Origin of the sequence: Paenibacillus solani (assembly GCF_050475945.1) — a bacterium.
Taxonomy (GTDB): Bacteria; Bacillota; Bacilli; order Paenibacillales; family Paenibacillaceae; genus Paenibacillus_AQ; species Paenibacillus_AQ solani_A.
The window spans coordinates 667,624-683,714 of record NZ_JBCMXJ010000005.1; the positions used below are offsets into that span (position 1 = coordinate 667,624).

Below are 16,091 nucleotides of genomic sequence, written 5' to 3' on the forward strand. Positions count from 1 at the left end.
AAACAAAGAATCATTTTGTACGTTTGAGCCATCGATGCATAAATCCTTTGATTCCCTTCGGAGTTTCGGACTCCGTGGCAGCAGGAACGGCCATGTATCGTAGTGCAATCCTCCTAATATCGCTGGATGCGTTGCATCGTGGATAAGCTGCAGTAAAGGGAATCTGCCTCTTAACGGCTTGGACAACATGCGTATCATCAGCAATCGAACCAAGCAGCTGGATGTCCAAATCGAGGAAACGCTGTGCTGTCAGTATTATTTTATTGGCTGCTTCCCGAGCCTCCTGCTCATCTCCAGCACGGTTAACCACCAGGCTGAATGGTACTTGGTTGTCCATACCATGCACTACTTTGATTAAAGCATAGGCATCGGTGATGGAGGTCGGTTCTGGCGTCGTGACAACCAGGCATTGATCAGCAGAAACGATGAATTTCATATTTTCCTTGGATAAACCAGCTCCTGTATCGAAGATGATATAATCCATCTCGGAAGCAATGCGTTCGATTTCAGTTATGAAATAATCCATCTCGGCTTCAGACAAAGACATCATGTCGGCTAGACCCGACCCGCCAGCAATAAAAGGTAGCTTGTCGGGTCCATACTGAATCACCTCTTCAATACGCTTCTCACCGCGAATAAGATGATACAAACTATATTGGGAGCTTACGCCCATAAGAACATCGATGTTCGCCATCCCGATATCTGCATCAAACACCAAAACCTTTTTCCCCATCGCTTGCATAGTCAGGGCAAAGTTCAATGTGAAATTGGATTTACCGACTCCGCCCTTTCCACTGCTGACTGTTATGATTTTAGCGGTTCTATTGGACTTTGCTATCGGACTGCCTACCGGCTGTGCCGAGACGAGCTGACGAAGCGATTGGGCTTGATCCGTCATGTGCGAATCGCTCCCAACAGCAGATGGCTTAACCGCTTCGCATCAGCCAACAGCAGATCGTCGGGTACATTTTGACCATTGGTCATATAGGACAGGCGCAGATTATGGGCATCCAGCAGATTAAACAAGGACCCGTAACTCCCTGTTTCATCCATCTTCGTGAAAATAACCTTATCCAGCACATACTTGTTGAAATGATCCGCTATTTCGATCATATCGCTGCTCTTCGAAGTCAGACTAAGGACAAGATAGGTTTCACTTTGATCGGAATGAGAGAATAGGCTCTGGAGTTCGGAAACAAGCAGTTCATTTCGGTAATTCCGGCCTGCCGTATCCATCAAAATCAGATCGCACTCCTGCAGCTTCTGAAGGGCACGCTGCATATCACCTGGTGATTGAACAACCTCCATCGGAATATTGAGAATTGAGGCGTAGGTGCGCAACTGTTCGACGGCAGAGATCCGATACGTATCCGAAGTAATGAAACCCACTTTGCGCTGGTTTCGGAACAGCTGCTCCGCTGCGATTTTTGCGATTGTAGTTGTCTTGCCAACCCCGGTTGGCCCGGCAACGTACACGATCCGTGTCTCAGGCTGAACGCCGTCCCCGATACGGTCTGCTAGAAATTTCTCAGCCTGCTGATAGACCACATCAAACAGCTCCGTCTCACTCATCTGCATCTGACTGGCATTCCAAGCCTCTTCAGCAGTTGTGATCCACTCTTCCGTCAGCTTGGCCGACAGATCTTGATTCAAGAGCAGATCACGGATATGCTGCAGCGGTTCCGGAATAGGCATCGCCTGGAGATTTTGCCTTGACAATCTCGCAATCCATTCTTTCATTTCTTTCAGTTCTGCCAAAACTTTCTCTTCGGATTCACTGATTCCCAGTCTAGAAGCTAATGGCTCTTCTTGTCTTTCGCCCGATGACTGCATCGAGGCGGGAGAAGCAGCTGACTCTGGAAGATCCATGTTTCGCTCTAATGCTGTGGTAGCTGCAGTCTGCAAAGCCTGGTTATCTGCCCGTTGTTCCCTGGTCATTTGTTCAGAAGCGGCAACCTGACTAAGAATCGTGGCAAATCGATTATAGTCCTCATCTTGCTGTGCTCCGGATATGTTATCCGCATTACTTACCTGGGGCTTGGAGCTCGGTGAAGCCAGCTTCGCTTGTTCCGCCGTTCGCTGGTATGCCTTGGGTACCGCACCTGATGGAACGGACGGAATAATGTTTGGTCTGGCTGAAGCAGAGCCTTTGGCTTTCTCCGCTTGCTCTACCGCTGCGATCACCTCGATCTTCTTCCGGGTAAACATGCCGAGAAAACCGCCCACTTTGGTTTCTTTTGTGCTTAGTATGACGGCATCCGTACCAAGATCGGTACGGATATGCTGCATTGCCTCAGGCATCGTGTCGACGATATACCTTTTCACTCTCATAAGTTCACCACTCCGACACTTTGAATTTCGACGTTAGGCTCGAGTTCGCTGTAAGACAATACTGGTATATCCTGCATGCTTCGTTCAATGACTTGCCGCAAGTACATCCGTATGGCGGGCGAGGTAAGAAGGATCGGCTGCTGCCCCATCTGGATAATCCGGTTCACCTGCTCACTGAGCTTCTGGAACACGCTCTGCGTCGACACAGGGTCCATCGCAAGGTAGCTTCCCTGATCGCTCTGCTGCACGCTTTCGGCGATCTTCTTCTCAAGCTGTGGTCCAACCGTAATCACCCGCATCGCCTCTCCGTCTTGGGCATATTGCTGAGTAATCTGCCTTGAGAGGGCCTGTCTTACATATTCGGTAAGAACATCGGGATCCTTCGAGTAATGTCCGTAATCGGCAAGGGTTTCGAGAATCGTTACCATATCCCGAATCGAGATTTTCTCACGAAGGAGCTTAGCTAGTACTTTCTGCACTTCCCCAATCGTCAGAACGGAAGGAATGAGTTCGTCGACAAGAACAGGATAGGTCTCTCGAATGTTGTCGACCAAAGCTTTGGTCTCCTGGCGACCAATCAGTTCGTGAGCATGTCGCTTGATTAATTCAGTTAAATGTGTAGCAACAACGGATGGAGGATCTACTACGGTATAACCGGCAAGATCCGCTCGTTCTTTCGTAGCTTCATCTATCCACAGAGCCGGGAGTCCGAATGCCGGTTCGGACGTTTCAATTCCGGTTACGGTATCGTCCTCATACCCGGGACTCATGGCGAGATAGTGATTTAATAATAATTCACCACCGCCGACAACATTCCCTTTAATTTTTATGACATATTCATTCGGTTTTAGTTGAATATTGTCGCGAATTCGAATAACCGGTACTACAAGTCCTAGTTCAAGTGCGCACTGTCTCCGAATCATGATGATCCGATCCAGCAAATCTCCACCCTGCTGTGCATCTGCGAGCGGAATCAACCCATATCCGAATTCGAATTCGATCGGGTCAACTTGGAGCAAGTTGATCACGCTCTCTGGACTCCGGACTTCTTCGATCTCTTGCTCCTCCTCCAGCTGCTCAACTTCCACTTGTTTGCGATCCAGGTTGTTCTGCATCGTCCTTGCCGCAATGAATAATATGAGCGCAATCGGAGCGGTCGTAATCAGATGAATCGGTGTGAAGAGTCCCAACAGCAGAACCGTTCCTGCAACAATATACAAGAGGTGCGGGTAGGAGAAGAGCTGCCCCGTCAGATCTTCGGCAAGATTTCCATCCGAAGAGGCTCTTGTAACTATAAGACCGGCGGCTGTGGAAATCAGAAGAGCCGGAATTTGGCTGACCAATCCATCCCCGATTGTGAGAATCGAGTATGTGCCCATCGCGTCTCCGAATGACATACCATGAATCGAGATCCCGATGATGAATCCGCCAATCAGATTAATCAGCATGATAACAATCGTCGCGATTGCATCACCTTTAACGAATTTGCTCGCACCATCCATGGCGCCGTAAAAATCAGCTTCCCGCTCGATTTTGCTTCTGCGTTCCCTGGCTTGCTGTTCATTGATCAGGCCTGCGTTCAAATCCGCATCGATACTCATCTGCTTACCTGGCATCGCATCGAGCGTAAATCTTGCCGCAACTTCGGCTACGCGCTCAGAACCTTTGGTTATGACAATGAACTGTACAACAACAAGGATCAAAAAGACGATAAATCCAATCGCTATTTCGCCATTGGCTATCCATTTACCGAACGTTGCGACAACTTCACCCGCATTCGCTTCCGACAGGATCAGCTTCGTTGTCGAAATATTGAGCGCAACACGGTACAGCGTCGTGATGAGCAATAACGAAGGGAAGATCGAGAAGTCCAATGCTTCCTTCGTATTCATGGCCACCAACAAAATAATAAGCGCCAGCGAGATATTGATAATTAGCAGTACATCGAGCAGCCATATCGGGATCGGAAGAATCATCATGAGTACGATGCCAATTACACCCGCAAGGACAGAAAGATCTTTTATTTTCACTGCACTGACGCCTCCGGTCCCTAGTTATTTCACTTTACCTTTAAGTTTATATACATAGGCCAGCACTTCCGCTACGGCCTGGAACAGGTCTCCCGGAATCGAATCCCCGATTTCCGACCGTTGGTACAATGCGCGTGCCAGCGGCTTGTTTTCCATCGTAATAATTCCATGGTCCTTCGCTATTTCTTTAATCCGCAAAGCCATAAAATCTTGGCCTTTCGCAATGATTTGCGGAGCGTCCATCATAGCCCCGTCATACTTGATCGCTACTGCAAAGTGGGTCGGGTTTGTGATGATGACATCAGCATTCGGAACTTCCTGCATCATCCGCTGAACTGCCATTCGACGCTGGCGTTCCCTGATCTTTCCTTTGATCAGTGGATCGCCCTCCATTTTTTTATACTCATCTTTAATATCTTGCTTGGACATGCGTATGTTTTTTTCGTAATCGTATCTTTGGTACATATAATCAAGAATAGCTAGAATAATCAGCCCGATGGCTATTTTGAATCCCAGTGACATCGTAATGTCGGCCACGAAGTGAAAGATCGTGTCTGGGCCCATCGTTGACAAGGAAGATAACCCTTCCCTTGCAGCCCATAAAGTACTGTAAGCAAGGTAACCAATAATAGTCAGCTTAATGACCGATTTCAAAAACTCGACCAATGAACGCATCGAGAAAATATTTTTGAATCCTTTGATTGGATCTATTTTGCTGAATTTCATTTTCAATGTTTCGCCCGTCAACATAAATCCGACCTGCAAATAATTAGCGATTAATGCGACGATAAATACCGAAATAAATAAGGGAGCCACTATAAGCATAATTTGAATCCCGTACTCCCCGAAGAGGTTCATAACATTGTCCTTCGTAACATTCATAGAGAGCTGATTAATGTAAATATCGCTGAATAATCGAACAATGCGATCCCGCATGTACCCACCGAAAATTAACAAACAGAAGAAAGCGGCTAGCAAGACCGATGCACCCGATACCTCCATGCTCTTGGCAACTTGGCCTTTCTTACGTGTATCTTGGCGCTTCTTCGGTGTGGCTTTCTCCGTCTTTTCGCCAGCGAACAACTGTAAGTCGACCGGATACCGGTATGACATCCACTTCACCTCCATCTCCTTAAGTCGGCCCGTCGCCAAGAACACCGAGCAGCTGCCGGAGCGCTTCAAACATTTTGGCAAACAGATGATCGAATAACGATACCAGCATAGGCATGAGCAGCATCAACAAGACGAGTCCAACCATGATTTTAAGGATAATCCCGATTACAAACACGTTGAACTGGGGAGCTGTTCTTGCCAGAAAGCCTAGCCCTACATCAGTCAGGAACAGAGCTGCCACTAGCGGTGCTGCCATTTGCAGTGCCAACACAAAAGAGTGTGAGAACGTCCGAACGAGAAAATCCGTTACATTGCCATCATGAATCTTGGAAAACACATCTCCGGTAATCGGTATCCATTCATAGCTGTACATAATGGCATCCAGCAGATAGTGGTGACCATTCATGCTCAGAAAGACCAGCAAGGAAAGATAGAACTTAAAATTACCGATTAAAGGAGTAGAACTACCTGTGAACGGGTCGATGACATTGGCCATACTGAATCCGATCTGTATGTCAATCAATGCTCCTGCTGTCTGAACAACAGCCATAATAAGATAAGCCGTGAATCCAAGGAGGAGCCCTACCAATACTTCCTGGACGATTAATATCGCGTAAGACAAGTCCTGCGGAACCACTTCACCAAGCCCGGTTGATAAGTAAACGATCAGGGCGATAATAGCCGAAAGGGCTATTTTGAATGAGGATGGTATGCCGCGTGAAGCGAATACTGGCGATATTACAAAAAAAGATGTTATTCGACAAAAAATAAGCATGAAAACAGGTAAACTTTGCTGTAACCATTCCATGGACACTCAGCCTATCCAATATATTTGTAGAGATTGTCCAAAATACCCTCGGTGAACTCCACTAATGTCGTTAATATCCAAGGACCAAACAACAGTAATGCTACGAGAACCATAACAATTTTCGGCACGAATGCCAGTGTCTGCTCCTGGATCTGTGTCGTTGCTTGAAAAATACTGACTAAAAGTCCTACAGCCAGTGCGAGTACAAGCATCGGTGCGCTCACCTTGAGCACAGTATAGACCGCTTGCCCTGCCAGGCCGATAATAAATTCAGCGCTCACGGCTTAGTCCCCCTGTATTCGAATTACTTGCCGCTTATGCTACGGGTTAAAGCTCATCAGCATCGACTTCACTACCAGATACCAGCCGTCTACCAGAACAAAAAGCAAAATTTTGAATGGCAGTGAGATCATAACCGGTGGCAGCATCATCATCCCCATCGCCATGAGCACGCTGGCAACCACGATGTCGATGACCAGAAACGGAATGAATATCATAAAACCCATCTGAAAACCGGTCTTCAATTCACTGATGGCAAATGCAGGTACCATAACCGTTAATGGGATATCCTTATACGATTCGGCTTTCTCTGCTCCTGTGTAGTTCATAAACAGCAATAGATCTTTCTCACGAGTGTGAGAAAACATGAATTTCTTCATGGGATCTTGAGCCTTATCCAGCGCTTCCGCTTGGGTAATCTCTCCCTTGAGATAGGGCTGTAACGCGACTTCATTGATCGATGACAGTGTAGGAGCCATCACAAACAAAGTAAGGAAGAGTGCCAGGCCAATCAACACTTGATTTGGCGGTGTTTGCTGTGTGCCGAGAGAAGTACGGACAAAGCCAAGCACGATCACAATCCGTGTAAAACTTGTCATCAGCACCAGAATTGCAGGCGCAATGCTAAGAACGGTAATTAGGAGTATCAAGGACAAGGAACTTGTCCCCGGGGCGTCTCCCTCATTGCCGATTTGAATATCAATGTTCGGAATCGGATCCGCAAAGGCCGAGTGGGAGAACAGAAATCCGAACATCAGGAACATAATGATAGCGCACGAGATTTTTTTATTCATGAATCCTTATGATCCTCCCGCAGCAATTCTTCGACCTTCTCTTTCCGGTTCGGCACGCTGCGCAGCTTGGATTCGAACACTTCATGGAAAGAAGATGTATCTTCCAACTCAATCTCTTCCGATGGTGGTTCTTTACGGAGTTTTGCCGCCAATTTTTTCATGAATGGCGGCATTGCCCCACTATGGATTCCTGACTCCTGTTCGAATGCGGCTTGGATAAGCGCAACTTCAGCCGGATCCGAAATTTTGTCCACCAACCGGACGTCTTCACCAACACCAATCACATAGATGCTCCCCCCGATTTCGACAATCTGAAGGGATTTATTAGGGCCCATCCCAACCGCACCCAAGGTGCGAATAGAGCGGCCCTGCATCCAGCTCTGATTCTTTCTGCTGAGAAAGCGAATCAGGAGCACGATCAACGCAACGATGATGGCAAGTACGACAAAGACATAGAATAACTGTAAATAATACCCGGTAGTACTTCCTGAACGTAATCCATCAGAGGCTGCCATCATCATAATGATTCTATATTCCTAGTGTCTTATTGATAGCTTCAATAACTCTGTCGGATTGGAACGGTTTAACGATAAAGTCCTTCGCTCCAGCTTGGATGGCGTCGATAACCATCGCTTGCTGTCCCATAGCGGAACACATGATTACTTTTGCGTTTGCATCCACTTTTTTGATTTCTTTCAATGCAGCAATCCCATCCATTTCCGGCATGGTGATATCCATTGTAATAAGATCAGGGCGAAGCTCTTTAAATTTTTCGATTGCTTGTGCGCCGTCCTGCGCTTCCCCTACAACTTCAAATCCGTTCTTGACCAGAATGTCACGGATCATCATTCTCATAAAAGCAGCATCGTCCACAATCAGAATTCGGTTAGCCATTGATAAAAATCCTCCCTAAAATGTATGTGCTATTGTAATTTTTGTATCCGGTCCCATTGGCTCACGATATCTGTCACGCGTACACCAAAGTTCTCATCGATGACAACGACCTCTCCTTTGGCAATCAGCTTGTGATTGACAAGGATATCTACAGGCTCTCCGGCCAGTTTGTCCAACTCGATGATCGAACCTTGAGACATTTCCAAGATATCCTTAATTTGCTTCTGGGTCCTCCCTAATTCTACGGTGACTTTAAGGGGAATGTCCATCAGTAAGTTCAGATTGTTTTCATCCACCTGGTTGTATGGCGCAGATTGCAGATTAGCGAACTGCACGGGTTGAACATTAACATTGCGATTAGGCATGCCGCCATATTGCTGTGGCTGCGCCTGATATGGTGCTTGATAAGGCGTCTGCGGCTGGCCATACGGCATTTGAGGGACAGGTTCTCCATATCCTTGCATAGGCTGACCTTGGCCTTGTCCGTTATCATATCCGTGGCCCGTCTCATTCCCCATCACAGGGTTGTTAGGGGCTTGAACGGGCTCTTCCACATGACTCGGTGCTTCGACAGCTGGTGCCGCTTCCTGCTTGGCTGGCTCCGGCTCATCCGTACCGTTAATCAGCATGTGAACCATATCCTTCGAAAACTTGACAGGCAGCAGCTGCATAATCGTTGAATCGATAAGATCACCGATAATGAGTCGGAATGATATCTTGATTAATGTTTCATCCTGCGGGAGGTTATTAACTCCTTCTCCGCTCTCCATGTTCAAAATATCAATGCCCGGAGGCGATATATTGACAAATCGGTTAAAGATCGTGGACATGCTCGTCGCCGAAGATCCCATCATCTGGTTCATAGCTTCCTGAACAGCGCTGATATGAATTTCGTTCAATTCCTCTTCTGCTGGATTGCCTTCTCCGCCTAACATCAAATCTGCAATCACTTGGGCATCCCTTGTTTTAATGACGAGCGAATTAATCCCTTCAAATCCGTCCACATAGGTAACATGTACCGCTACATGCGGTTTCGGAAATTCTTCCTCAAACTTGCTTCGCGTAATGATCGACACTTTAGGTGTCGTAATATCTACTTTTTTGCCCAGTAAGGTAGACAGAGCGGTTGCAGCACTGCCAAACGTAATGTTACCGATCTCGCCGAGTGCATCCTGCTCAAGAGGTGTTAGTACATCATCGACTGTCGCCGCCGAAGGAATTGATGCTGGTGATGCCATTTCCGACTGTTTTAGCAAAGCGTCGATTTCTTCCTGGGATAAATAATCTTTACTCGTCAAATTCTTCAACTCCTTCGATGACTATTTCATCGATTTGTACAGCAACCCGGTCTTTTATCGTTCCGGGACTGCCAATAAACTTCAATTTATCTCCAACCTTAATGGAAAGACCGTCATGCATCGGTTTGTTTAATGAAATGACGTCACCGATGTTCAGGCCTAAGAATTCGGACACGGTTAGCTGTGACACACCGAGCTCGGCAACGATTGGAAGCTTGGCTTTGCTGACACGCTGTTTGAGAGCCTCGACCTCTTCCGGAACGCTAGCTTTTTTCTCCGAAATAAACCACTGGTGCGCGGACAGCTTGGACATAATCGGCTCAAGCACAACATGAGGAATACAAAGATTGATCATACCCGTGTTATCACCGATTTTGGTGCTAAGGGATATTAGCGCAATGGTCTCGTTCGGGGAAACGATCTGCATAAATTGCGGATTGGTTTCCAAGGCTTCAAGACGCGGAGAAATATCCAGCACCGTTTTCCATGCTTCCTGCAAGCTATCAAATGCCCTGCTGAATATTCGCTCCATGATAATCGTTTCGATCTCGGTCATCGAGTTGATGGAAGAAGGAGCAATTCCGGTCCCCCCCAATAAACGATCCAACATCGCGTAGGCGATGTTCGGATGAACCTCAAGCACCATCCTGCCAACTAGAGGTTCCGCCTCGAAGATATTAAGAACGGTCATTTTGGGTATAGAACGAATAAATTCATCATATGGAAGCTGCTCAACCTGCACAACATTGATTTGCACAAAAGTACGCAATTGTGCAGAGAAATATGTTGTTAAGTAGCGTGCAAAATTTTCATGAATTCGGGTTAAGCTCCGAATATGATCTTTGGAGAACCGAAGCGCCCTTTTAAAATCATAGGAGCGAATTTTTTTCTGCGTTTCCTCTTTTTTCAGTTCTTCAGCATCCATTTCCCCTGAAGAGAGAGCGGCCAACAAGGCATCGATCTCATTCTGCGATAATACATCAACCATCTACTCACCCCCTTACAGGTCATCCAACGAACAGTTTAGATTTCTGCGATCAAAATATCCGTAATATCAATTTGAATTAATTGTCCAGACGTTAACGACTTATTGATCAAATTCTGCAGTTTGGCAATAAACTGTTCGCGCCCTTTGGAGTCATTAAGCAATTCGGGTTTGGTATCAGCCAAAGTCTTGATAATAATCGGCCGGATCTTGATCTCTTTGATCTTGTCGAATTCTTCCTTCGCTTTTTTATCGTTCAACTGAAACGCGAAGGCCATAGAAGCAATATGGTAAGGATCAGCAAGATTCGTCTTGATACCGGTTATTTCTGATGACATTGAAACAATTTCGTTGGCGGATAATTTGGCTGCTGCTGCCGTGGCCTGATTCTTGCTATTATCGCCTAGAAACTTGTCCGATAGCAGGACGATGGCCACAACAATTAGCGTAATCGATAATAGAATTGTAATTAACCAGGGTAACATCTTTTTCATGAAGGTTCCTCCCATTGCTGCACTTTAATGGTGGCTTGATGAATGCCTACCTCGTGATGATACGCCTTAATGGAAGAAATGACTTCATTTGCACTTTCTAGCACAATCATTCGTTTTCCATTAATCAAAGTAATATAGGTATCAGGAGTCTCCTCAACCAATTCGATTAACAGCGCATTAAGCCACAACTGCGAGCCATTTAACCTCGTTACCGATATCATGGATAGCCTCCTTGTATAATTAGGGAGGAGATGTCCCCCTCCCTATCCATCCTTATCGTTTCAGATTGACAACTTCTTGCAGCACTTCGTCCGAAGTTGTGATAATCCGCGAGTTAGCCTGGAATCCGCGCTGAGCAACAATCATTTCTGAAAATTCGCTAGTCAGGTCAACGTTTGACATTTCGAGCTGACCTGCAATGATCGCACCCGTACCTGCTGCAGCATCATTTGCTTCAAACATAACGGCATCCAGATCGCCATCAGGGACAGCATTCAATGTCACACGGTACATATTGCCGCCTATTTTCTCAAGACCCTCCGGATTCGGGATTTTGGCCACACCGATAATCGCTCCCTCTTCGGTCGTTCCGTCACTCATCTTCTGAATAATGGCTCCATTCTGGGCGATAGTAAACGCCGTTACGTCATCATCCAACTGGATCGGATCACCGTTTGAATCGAGAACGAGCATTCCATCAGATGTAACCAGATTGCGGGCCACGTCGATGTGGAAATCGCCTGCACGGGTCAAAAAGGCTACCTCTTGATCCTCGCTCAGCTTCACCAAGAAGAAGCCGTCTCCGTCAATTCTCAGATCTGTAGGATTATTCGTAGTCATCGCGCTGCCTGGCGTGTGTAATGTATCAATCGAGCCGATGGATACACCAAGACCGATCTGCTTGGCATTCACACCACCAGATGGATCGTCAGTGCCGGGAGTAACTCCGGACATCGTCTGGCTAAGGATATCTTTGAACATCACGCGCCCTGACTTAAACCCGATCGTATTAACGTTGGCAATGTTATTACCAATGACGTCAAGTTTGGTTTGGAAACCTCTCATCCCGGAAATACCAGAATACATAGATCTTAACATCCATATTCCTCCTTCAATTTTGGACCGCTTCTGTCGATCAGCGGCCGCCTGGCTTCCTCACGGGCCAGCCAGATGCTATGAAATAATGACTGCACTATCGATTTGCGTGAATACGTTATCCTTCATTGCTGTTCCGTCCATCGCTGTAACTACGGTTCGATTCGGAATATTCACAATCAAAGCCATATTTTCCAACAAAATAAGCGATTCCTTGCTCCCCTTCGCTGCTGCTTTATCCACAGCATTCTGGATCTGCGTGAGCTGGTCAGCCTTTAACTCAATTCCCCGCTGTTCCAGCCTCTTCGCCGCATGATTGCTGATTTTGAGGAGATTTTCATTTAAAATTTCCTGAAACTTCCCATGGGATGGATTGGATTGAGCCTGCACTGATTTTCGTTCATTATGAAATGCGGCAGGGTGTATTTTCCCTGGGTATAAATGTCCAATCATCATGCGATCGCTCATGATTCGGTTCCCCCAAGCCCATCCTCCGCTTGACCTGGATCTTCGGTTTCTGTATCAGTTCCGGTTTCAGGAACTGTCACATCCGGATTGCTTGTTACAGGATTGGTTGGATTCGGATTCACTGCATCTGGATCTTCACCATTTCCAGTCACTTCTGGGTTTGGATCACTTGTTGGTTCAGCTGGATTCGGATAAGGAGCTTCAGTATCCTTCTCATTTACAGCGTTCTCGATCTTAATAATCTCATCGAGAGCTACCTCACTGCCGCCAACCTGAGCATAATGAATGCCTTCACGCACAATGATGGAATCAACAATACCGCTCTTCATGATCGTTCCCGATCCATCCTCCGGTGTGAACATCCAACTGATCTGCTTTCCGATCAAACTCGAGGCCGCGCCTAGGGATTGGCTCATGGCGGTTAATTGAGTATTGATATTCATCAACTGCTCCAGGGAAGTAAACTGTGCCATCTGGGCAATAAATTCCCGGTCCTGCATCGGTTGAAGTGGATCCTGGTTTCGCAGTTGTGTAATCAATATGCTCAAGAACTGATCCTTCCCGAGTTCTTGACCGTTACCGCTTTTGTTACTAACGTTCCCTTTAGAATAATTAGGCCACATATTACTCGTAGATACCGGATTTGTTGCCATCCATTCCTCACCTCCTCACGGTTAAGCTTTAGCAGTAAATGTTCCTGCTTGTACTTGCTCGTCATCCATTTGATGTTCTTCAATCCAATCGTTCAACTCTTCAGTCAAGTTTGCAGCAAGTATGGCATCCTCGGAAGGTCGATCTTTCTCCTTAGAACGCTGCTGCTGTGACTGTTGTTGTCCAGAACCCGGCTGACGACCACCATCCTGATACAGGTTAGCATTTGATGCCTGGCTGCTCTGCGTGACTTCAATTCTCTCTACCTGAAGTCCCTGTGCATGCAACGCGCTTCGTAGATGTGCCATCTGCTGGTCGATCATTTCTTTAGCATCCGTTGACCTTGTCATAAACTGTGCGATCAACTGACCATTCTGCATCGTAAGCTTGATGTCGACTTGACCCAAATGCTCCGGATTCAGCGAGATTCTCGCTTCGGTGAATCCCGTTTGTTTCACAATTTCCATCTTATTAATAATGAACGTAGTCATTTCATTGGAAAAGTTCTCAACCGGTACGGGCGGGGCAGCAGGTTTTACTGTTACTTGCGTTCCTGAACGCAGGGCAAGCTGACCGGCAGTAACGGTTCCTTGTCCCAGCAATGCATCCGCTTCATTCATACCAGACTCCGGTGTGGCATTATCAATGCTAGTAGCTGCTAACGACATCCCTTTGGCATTAGTCGATGCTGTTGTTTCCGATGAAGTCTTTTGATTTGCAGCATCAGCTGTAACTGTAGGTTGAGTCACTTCCGGCTGTTGGCGGTTTAAGATATTGCTGAATGTACCATCAGCTTTCCCTTCTCCCGTCGCTGCACCTTTCCCAAGCAGACTGTGGAAAGATTGAACAAGCTGTTTGACAGCAGCCTCCGTATTGGGATCTACCTGTGTGGACTTCGATAGCACAGAAGCCAGTTGACTAATTGTATCCTGCACAGCAAATCGGATGGTTTCTGAACTTGAAGCTAGCATCGGCATCTCATTTTCGAGCATGTCCCCTTGAGGTTGTGGGGCAGCTCCGCTTAACAGAATGTTAGCTTGCGTCAGCCAACTTTGAATCTCTTGTAACAAGGCTGGATCCTCAATCAGTGCCTGGTCCATGGTATCAAGCTCCTGCAATAAACCTTGGAGCAGTTCCATCAAGCCATCGAGCGACTCATCGGTTTCCGTCGATTGCTGCCCAAGCATGGATACCAGCTTTGTGGCAACTTCCGTTGGAGTGGTTGCAGCGTTGCTCTCGCCACTGTTCATCTGGTAAGCCAAAGCTGAATCGAAAGTAGCTCCAGCTGTCGTTTGACCAGCAGCACTTGTCTTCCCGCTTGCTGAAGAGCTGCTCACAGTAGAAGTCATGGTTTGTACAGTCATTGTCATCGTCTCATTTCACCTCCTTTCCTCGAGGGTGGAGATTCATTTCCAGAGCTTATTTAGAGCCCATCAGGCGATTCAATATCTTCGCTGCCAGCTCCGCGTCTTTAGAGGACATCGCATTCAAAATGCGTGAGCGTGTACCGTCATCCACCGTATTGAGAATCGTCATGGTCTTGGCAGGACTAATCTTATAAGTTTGCATCAGCAGATCGGCGGCATTACTCGGAGTCATTCCCGCAAAGGTCTGGGTCAACTGATTTTTATCCAAGTTATTGGATGTTTTCTTCTCGTTTTCAGCTACTTCATTCTTCTTAAGTCTGGATTGCAACGCCGCTATCGCCATATCTTCGGAAGTTTTAGCATCCTTCAGCTTCATCGTAACGTCTGCTGCCACCTTTGGATCCATCTTCTGAAGGATGGCCACCCGGTTGCCGCTCTTCATCTGGCTAAGCATAAGCACCATTTCTTCCTGCGTAAGATTCTGCATGATAGGCGCTGCTTTGCTTGGACTCATATCTGCATAGAGCTTGGACAATTCACGAATCTGCTTGGTGTATGCATCTTCCTCTTCCGTCTCATTGCTTTGGGCTGTACTTTGCATCGACTCAATTTGAGTTTCCAGTTCTTTTACTTTCTTTGCCTGGGTTGCTTTTTGCTCAGTTACTTCATTTAAAGTTTCTTCACTTTCAGCGAGCTGCTTCTTAAGCTCAACAATTGTAGCCTCTGCACTTTCTTCCTGCTGCTTAGCTTCCTTCAGCTTCTGCTCTTCCGGTGTAAGCACTGGATCCGGAACCCAATTCTTGACGACTGGGATTTTATTGGCCATATCAATCAGTCCATCACGAACATCGGCTCTAAAAAACACAGCAAGGGCTCCGAGCAAAACAATTGTGAATATTGCAGGTATTAATATAAGTAATACTCGTTCAAATCCTCCGCCGGATTCTTCCTTCTCTAGCGGCGTTTCTTTTCTTGCCACATTCATTCCTCCTTCGCGGTCATAACCCACCGGGTGTCAATGTTTCCTAACCTAAGCGGGCATTGATCGCAAAACGTACCGTCGCCATTTCGTCCAGCTCGTTTTGTTCCCGAAGGAGACTTTCATGCCGGAACTTTTCTTGGGATTTATCTCTTGCTTTGAGCCAAACCTTTTCATCTAGCATTTTGTCGGACAACACTTTTTTCTTCTTCGTCACATTGACATGAGCGAGCCGTATATCATCCCTTTTTCGCTCAATGCATTCTTCCAGATGTTCTGCGTATACCTGAATATTGCGGATCTCAGAAATCGGGGCACATCTTGATGCAGCTTCCTGCTGAGCGTGATACATTTGGTCCCTCATCTCGTACAGCTCATTCAGACTTTTCTCTTCAGCTTGCAGCTGCCCAATCGCGCTTGAGAGCATCCATTCGGCTTGCGTTTTTTCATTGCTCTTCAGGTCTACAATTTTCTGGAATGCATATTGAAATTTCATTTTTCAAAG

The 16,091-nt window shown here is 46.7% G+C and carries 19 protein-coding genes; all 19 read right to left on the minus strand.

The features are described from left to right. Positions 1–10: 10 nt before the first annotated feature. Complete coding sequence (locus tag ABEQ74_RS04830; protein ID WP_430119994.1) at positions 11–898, minus strand: MinD/ParA family protein; 888 nt, start codon at positions 896–898, stop codon at positions 11–13. Continuing rightward, complete coding sequence (gene flhF / locus ABEQ74_RS04835) at positions 895–2,331, minus strand: flagellar biosynthesis protein FlhF (RefSeq protein ID WP_430119996.1); 1,437 nt, start codon at positions 2,329–2,331, stop codon at positions 895–897. Before flhF ends, ABEQ74_RS04830 begins: the two co-directional genes overlap by 4 nt. Then, positions 2,328–4,361 carry a flagellar biosynthesis protein FlhA gene (gene flhA / locus ABEQ74_RS04840; protein ID WP_430119998.1) on the minus strand — a complete coding sequence of 678 codons (2,034 nt, stop codon included), beginning with the start codon at positions 4,359–4,361 and terminating at the stop codon, positions 2,328–2,330. Before flhA ends, flhF begins: the two co-directional genes overlap by 4 nt. A gap of 24 nt (positions 4,362–4,385) precedes the next feature. Further along, a complete protein-coding gene (gene flhB / locus ABEQ74_RS04845) occupies positions 4,386–5,474 on the minus strand; it encodes a flagellar biosynthesis protein FlhB (RefSeq protein WP_430120000.1) in 1,089 nt (362 codons plus the stop codon). Positions 5,475–5,493: 19 nt separating this feature from the next. Beyond that, entirely contained in the window at positions 5,494–6,282 is a 789-nt protein-coding gene (gene fliR / locus ABEQ74_RS04850; protein ID WP_430120002.1) for a flagellar biosynthetic protein FliR, read from the minus strand. A gap of 11 nt (positions 6,283–6,293) precedes the next feature. Beyond that, positions 6,294–6,563 carry a flagellar biosynthesis protein FliQ gene (gene fliQ / locus ABEQ74_RS04855; RefSeq protein ID WP_430120004.1) on the minus strand — a complete coding sequence of 90 codons (270 nt, stop codon included), beginning with the start codon at positions 6,561–6,563 and terminating at the stop codon, positions 6,294–6,296. A 39-nt stretch (positions 6,564–6,602) separates the two neighbouring features. After that, positions 6,603–7,355: a flagellar type III secretion system pore protein FliP gene (gene fliP, locus ABEQ74_RS04860; protein ID WP_430120006.1), complete on the minus strand. Its 753-nt coding sequence runs from the start codon at positions 7,353–7,355 to the stop codon at positions 6,603–6,605. After that, entirely contained in the window at positions 7,352–7,876 is a 525-nt protein-coding gene (locus ABEQ74_RS04865) for a FliO/MopB family protein (RefSeq protein ID WP_430120008.1), read from the minus strand. The genes fliP and ABEQ74_RS04865 overlap by 4 nt, the downstream gene beginning before the upstream one ends. 7 nt (positions 7,877–7,883) lie before the next feature. After that, positions 7,884–8,249 carry a response regulator gene (locus tag ABEQ74_RS04870; protein ID WP_053492643.1) on the minus strand — a complete coding sequence of 122 codons (366 nt, stop codon included), beginning with the start codon at positions 8,247–8,249 and terminating at the stop codon, positions 7,884–7,886. A 29-nt stretch (positions 8,250–8,278) separates the two neighbouring features. Then, positions 8,279–9,547, minus strand: a complete 1,269-nt coding sequence (gene fliY, locus ABEQ74_RS04875) for a flagellar motor switch phosphatase FliY (RefSeq protein ID WP_430120010.1) — start codon at positions 9,545–9,547, stop codon at positions 8,279–8,281. Continuing rightward, the gene (gene fliM / locus ABEQ74_RS04880; protein WP_430120012.1) at positions 9,537–10,535 is read right to left on the minus strand and encodes a flagellar motor switch protein FliM; all 999 of its coding nucleotides are present in this window, start codon (positions 10,533–10,535) and stop codon (positions 9,537–9,539) included. Before fliM ends, fliY begins: the two co-directional genes overlap by 11 nt. 35 nt (positions 10,536–10,570) lie before the next feature. Then, positions 10,571–11,026 carry a flagellar basal body-associated FliL family protein gene (locus ABEQ74_RS04885; RefSeq protein ID WP_430120014.1) on the minus strand — a complete coding sequence of 152 codons (456 nt, stop codon included), beginning with the start codon at positions 11,024–11,026 and terminating at the stop codon, positions 10,571–10,573. Next, entirely contained in the window at positions 11,023–11,247 is a 225-nt protein-coding gene (locus ABEQ74_RS04890; RefSeq protein ID WP_430120016.1) for a flagellar FlbD family protein, read from the minus strand. Before ABEQ74_RS04890 ends, ABEQ74_RS04885 begins: the two co-directional genes overlap by 4 nt. A 52-nt stretch (positions 11,248–11,299) precedes the next feature. After that, a complete protein-coding gene (gene flgG, locus ABEQ74_RS04895; protein WP_430120018.1) occupies positions 11,300–12,124 on the minus strand; it encodes a flagellar basal body rod protein FlgG in 825 nt (274 codons plus the stop codon). Between the two features lie 75 nt (positions 12,125–12,199). Continuing rightward, positions 12,200–12,589 (minus strand): TIGR02530 family flagellar biosynthesis protein, encoded by a 390-nt coding sequence (locus ABEQ74_RS04900; RefSeq protein WP_430120020.1) that lies wholly within the window; start codon positions 12,587–12,589, stop codon positions 12,200–12,202. Then, a complete protein-coding gene (locus ABEQ74_RS04905; RefSeq protein WP_430120022.1) occupies positions 12,586–13,242 on the minus strand; it encodes a flagellar hook capping FlgD N-terminal domain-containing protein in 657 nt (218 codons plus the stop codon). The genes ABEQ74_RS04900 and ABEQ74_RS04905 overlap by 4 nt, the downstream gene beginning before the upstream one ends. 21 nt (positions 13,243–13,263) lie before the next feature. After that, positions 13,264–14,610 carry a flagellar hook-length control protein FliK gene (locus ABEQ74_RS04910; RefSeq protein WP_430120024.1) on the minus strand — a complete coding sequence of 449 codons (1,347 nt, stop codon included), beginning with the start codon at positions 14,608–14,610 and terminating at the stop codon, positions 13,264–13,266. A gap of 49 nt (positions 14,611–14,659) precedes the next feature. Beyond that, complete coding sequence (locus ABEQ74_RS04915; RefSeq protein ID WP_430120026.1) at positions 14,660–15,592, minus strand: MotE family protein; 933 nt, start codon at positions 15,590–15,592, stop codon at positions 14,660–14,662. 40 nt (positions 15,593–15,632) lie between these two features. Then, a complete protein-coding gene (fliJ, locus tag ABEQ74_RS04920) occupies positions 15,633–16,082 on the minus strand; it encodes a flagellar export protein FliJ (protein WP_430120028.1) in 450 nt (149 codons plus the stop codon). Positions 16,083–16,091: the final 9 nt, after the last annotated feature.

Coding starts and splice junctions, on each gene's coding strand:
- ABEQ74_RS04830 (WP_430119994.1), bottom strand. CDS start 898: ATGACGGATCAAGCCCAATCGCTTCGTCAGCTCGTCTCGGCACAGCCG.
- flhF (WP_430119996.1), bottom strand. CDS start 2,331: ATGAGAGTGAAAAGGTATATCGTCGACACGATGCCTGAGGCAATGCAG.
- flhB (WP_430120000.1), bottom strand. CDS start 5,474: ATGTCATACCGGTATCCGGTCGACTTACAGTTGTTCGCTGGCGAAAAG.
- fliR (WP_430120002.1), bottom strand. CDS start 6,282: ATGGAATGGTTACAGCAAAGTTTACCTGTTTTCATGCTTATTTTTTGT.
- fliP (WP_430120006.1), bottom strand. CDS start 7,355: ATGAATAAAAAAATCTCGTGCGCTATCATTATGTTCCTGATGTTCGGA.
- ABEQ74_RS04865 (WP_430120008.1), bottom strand. CDS start 7,876: ATGATGATGGCAGCCTCTGATGGATTACGTTCAGGAAGTACTACCGGG.
- ABEQ74_RS04870 (WP_053492643.1), bottom strand. CDS start 8,249: ATGGCTAACCGAATTCTGATTGTGGACGATGCTGCTTTTATGAGAATG.
- fliM (WP_430120012.1), bottom strand. CDS start 10,535: ATGGTTGATGTATTATCGCAGAATGAGATCGATGCCTTGTTGGCCGCT.
- ABEQ74_RS04885 (WP_430120014.1), bottom strand. CDS start 11,026: ATGAAAAAGATGTTACCCTGGTTAATTACAATTCTATTATCGATTACG.
- ABEQ74_RS04890 (WP_430120016.1), bottom strand. CDS start 11,247: ATGATATCGGTAACGAGGTTAAATGGCTCGCAGTTGTGGCTTAATGCG.
- flgG (WP_430120018.1), bottom strand. CDS start 12,124: ATGTTAAGATCTATGTATTCTGGTATTTCCGGGATGAGAGGTTTCCAA.
- ABEQ74_RS04900 (WP_430120020.1), bottom strand. CDS start 12,589: ATGAGCGATCGCATGATGATTGGACATTTATACCCAGGGAAAATACAC.
- ABEQ74_RS04905 (WP_430120022.1), bottom strand. CDS start 13,242: ATGGCAACAAATCCGGTATCTACGAGTAATATGTGGCCTAATTATTCT.
- ABEQ74_RS04910 (WP_430120024.1), bottom strand. CDS start 14,610: ATGACAATGACTGTACAAACCATGACTTCTACTGTGAGCAGCTCTTCA.
- ABEQ74_RS04915 (WP_430120026.1), bottom strand. CDS start 15,592: ATGAATGTGGCAAGAAAAGAAACGCCGCTAGAGAAGGAAGAATCCGGC.
- fliJ (WP_430120028.1), bottom strand. CDS start 16,082: ATGAAATTTCAATATGCATTCCAGAAAATTGTAGACCTGAAGAGCAAT.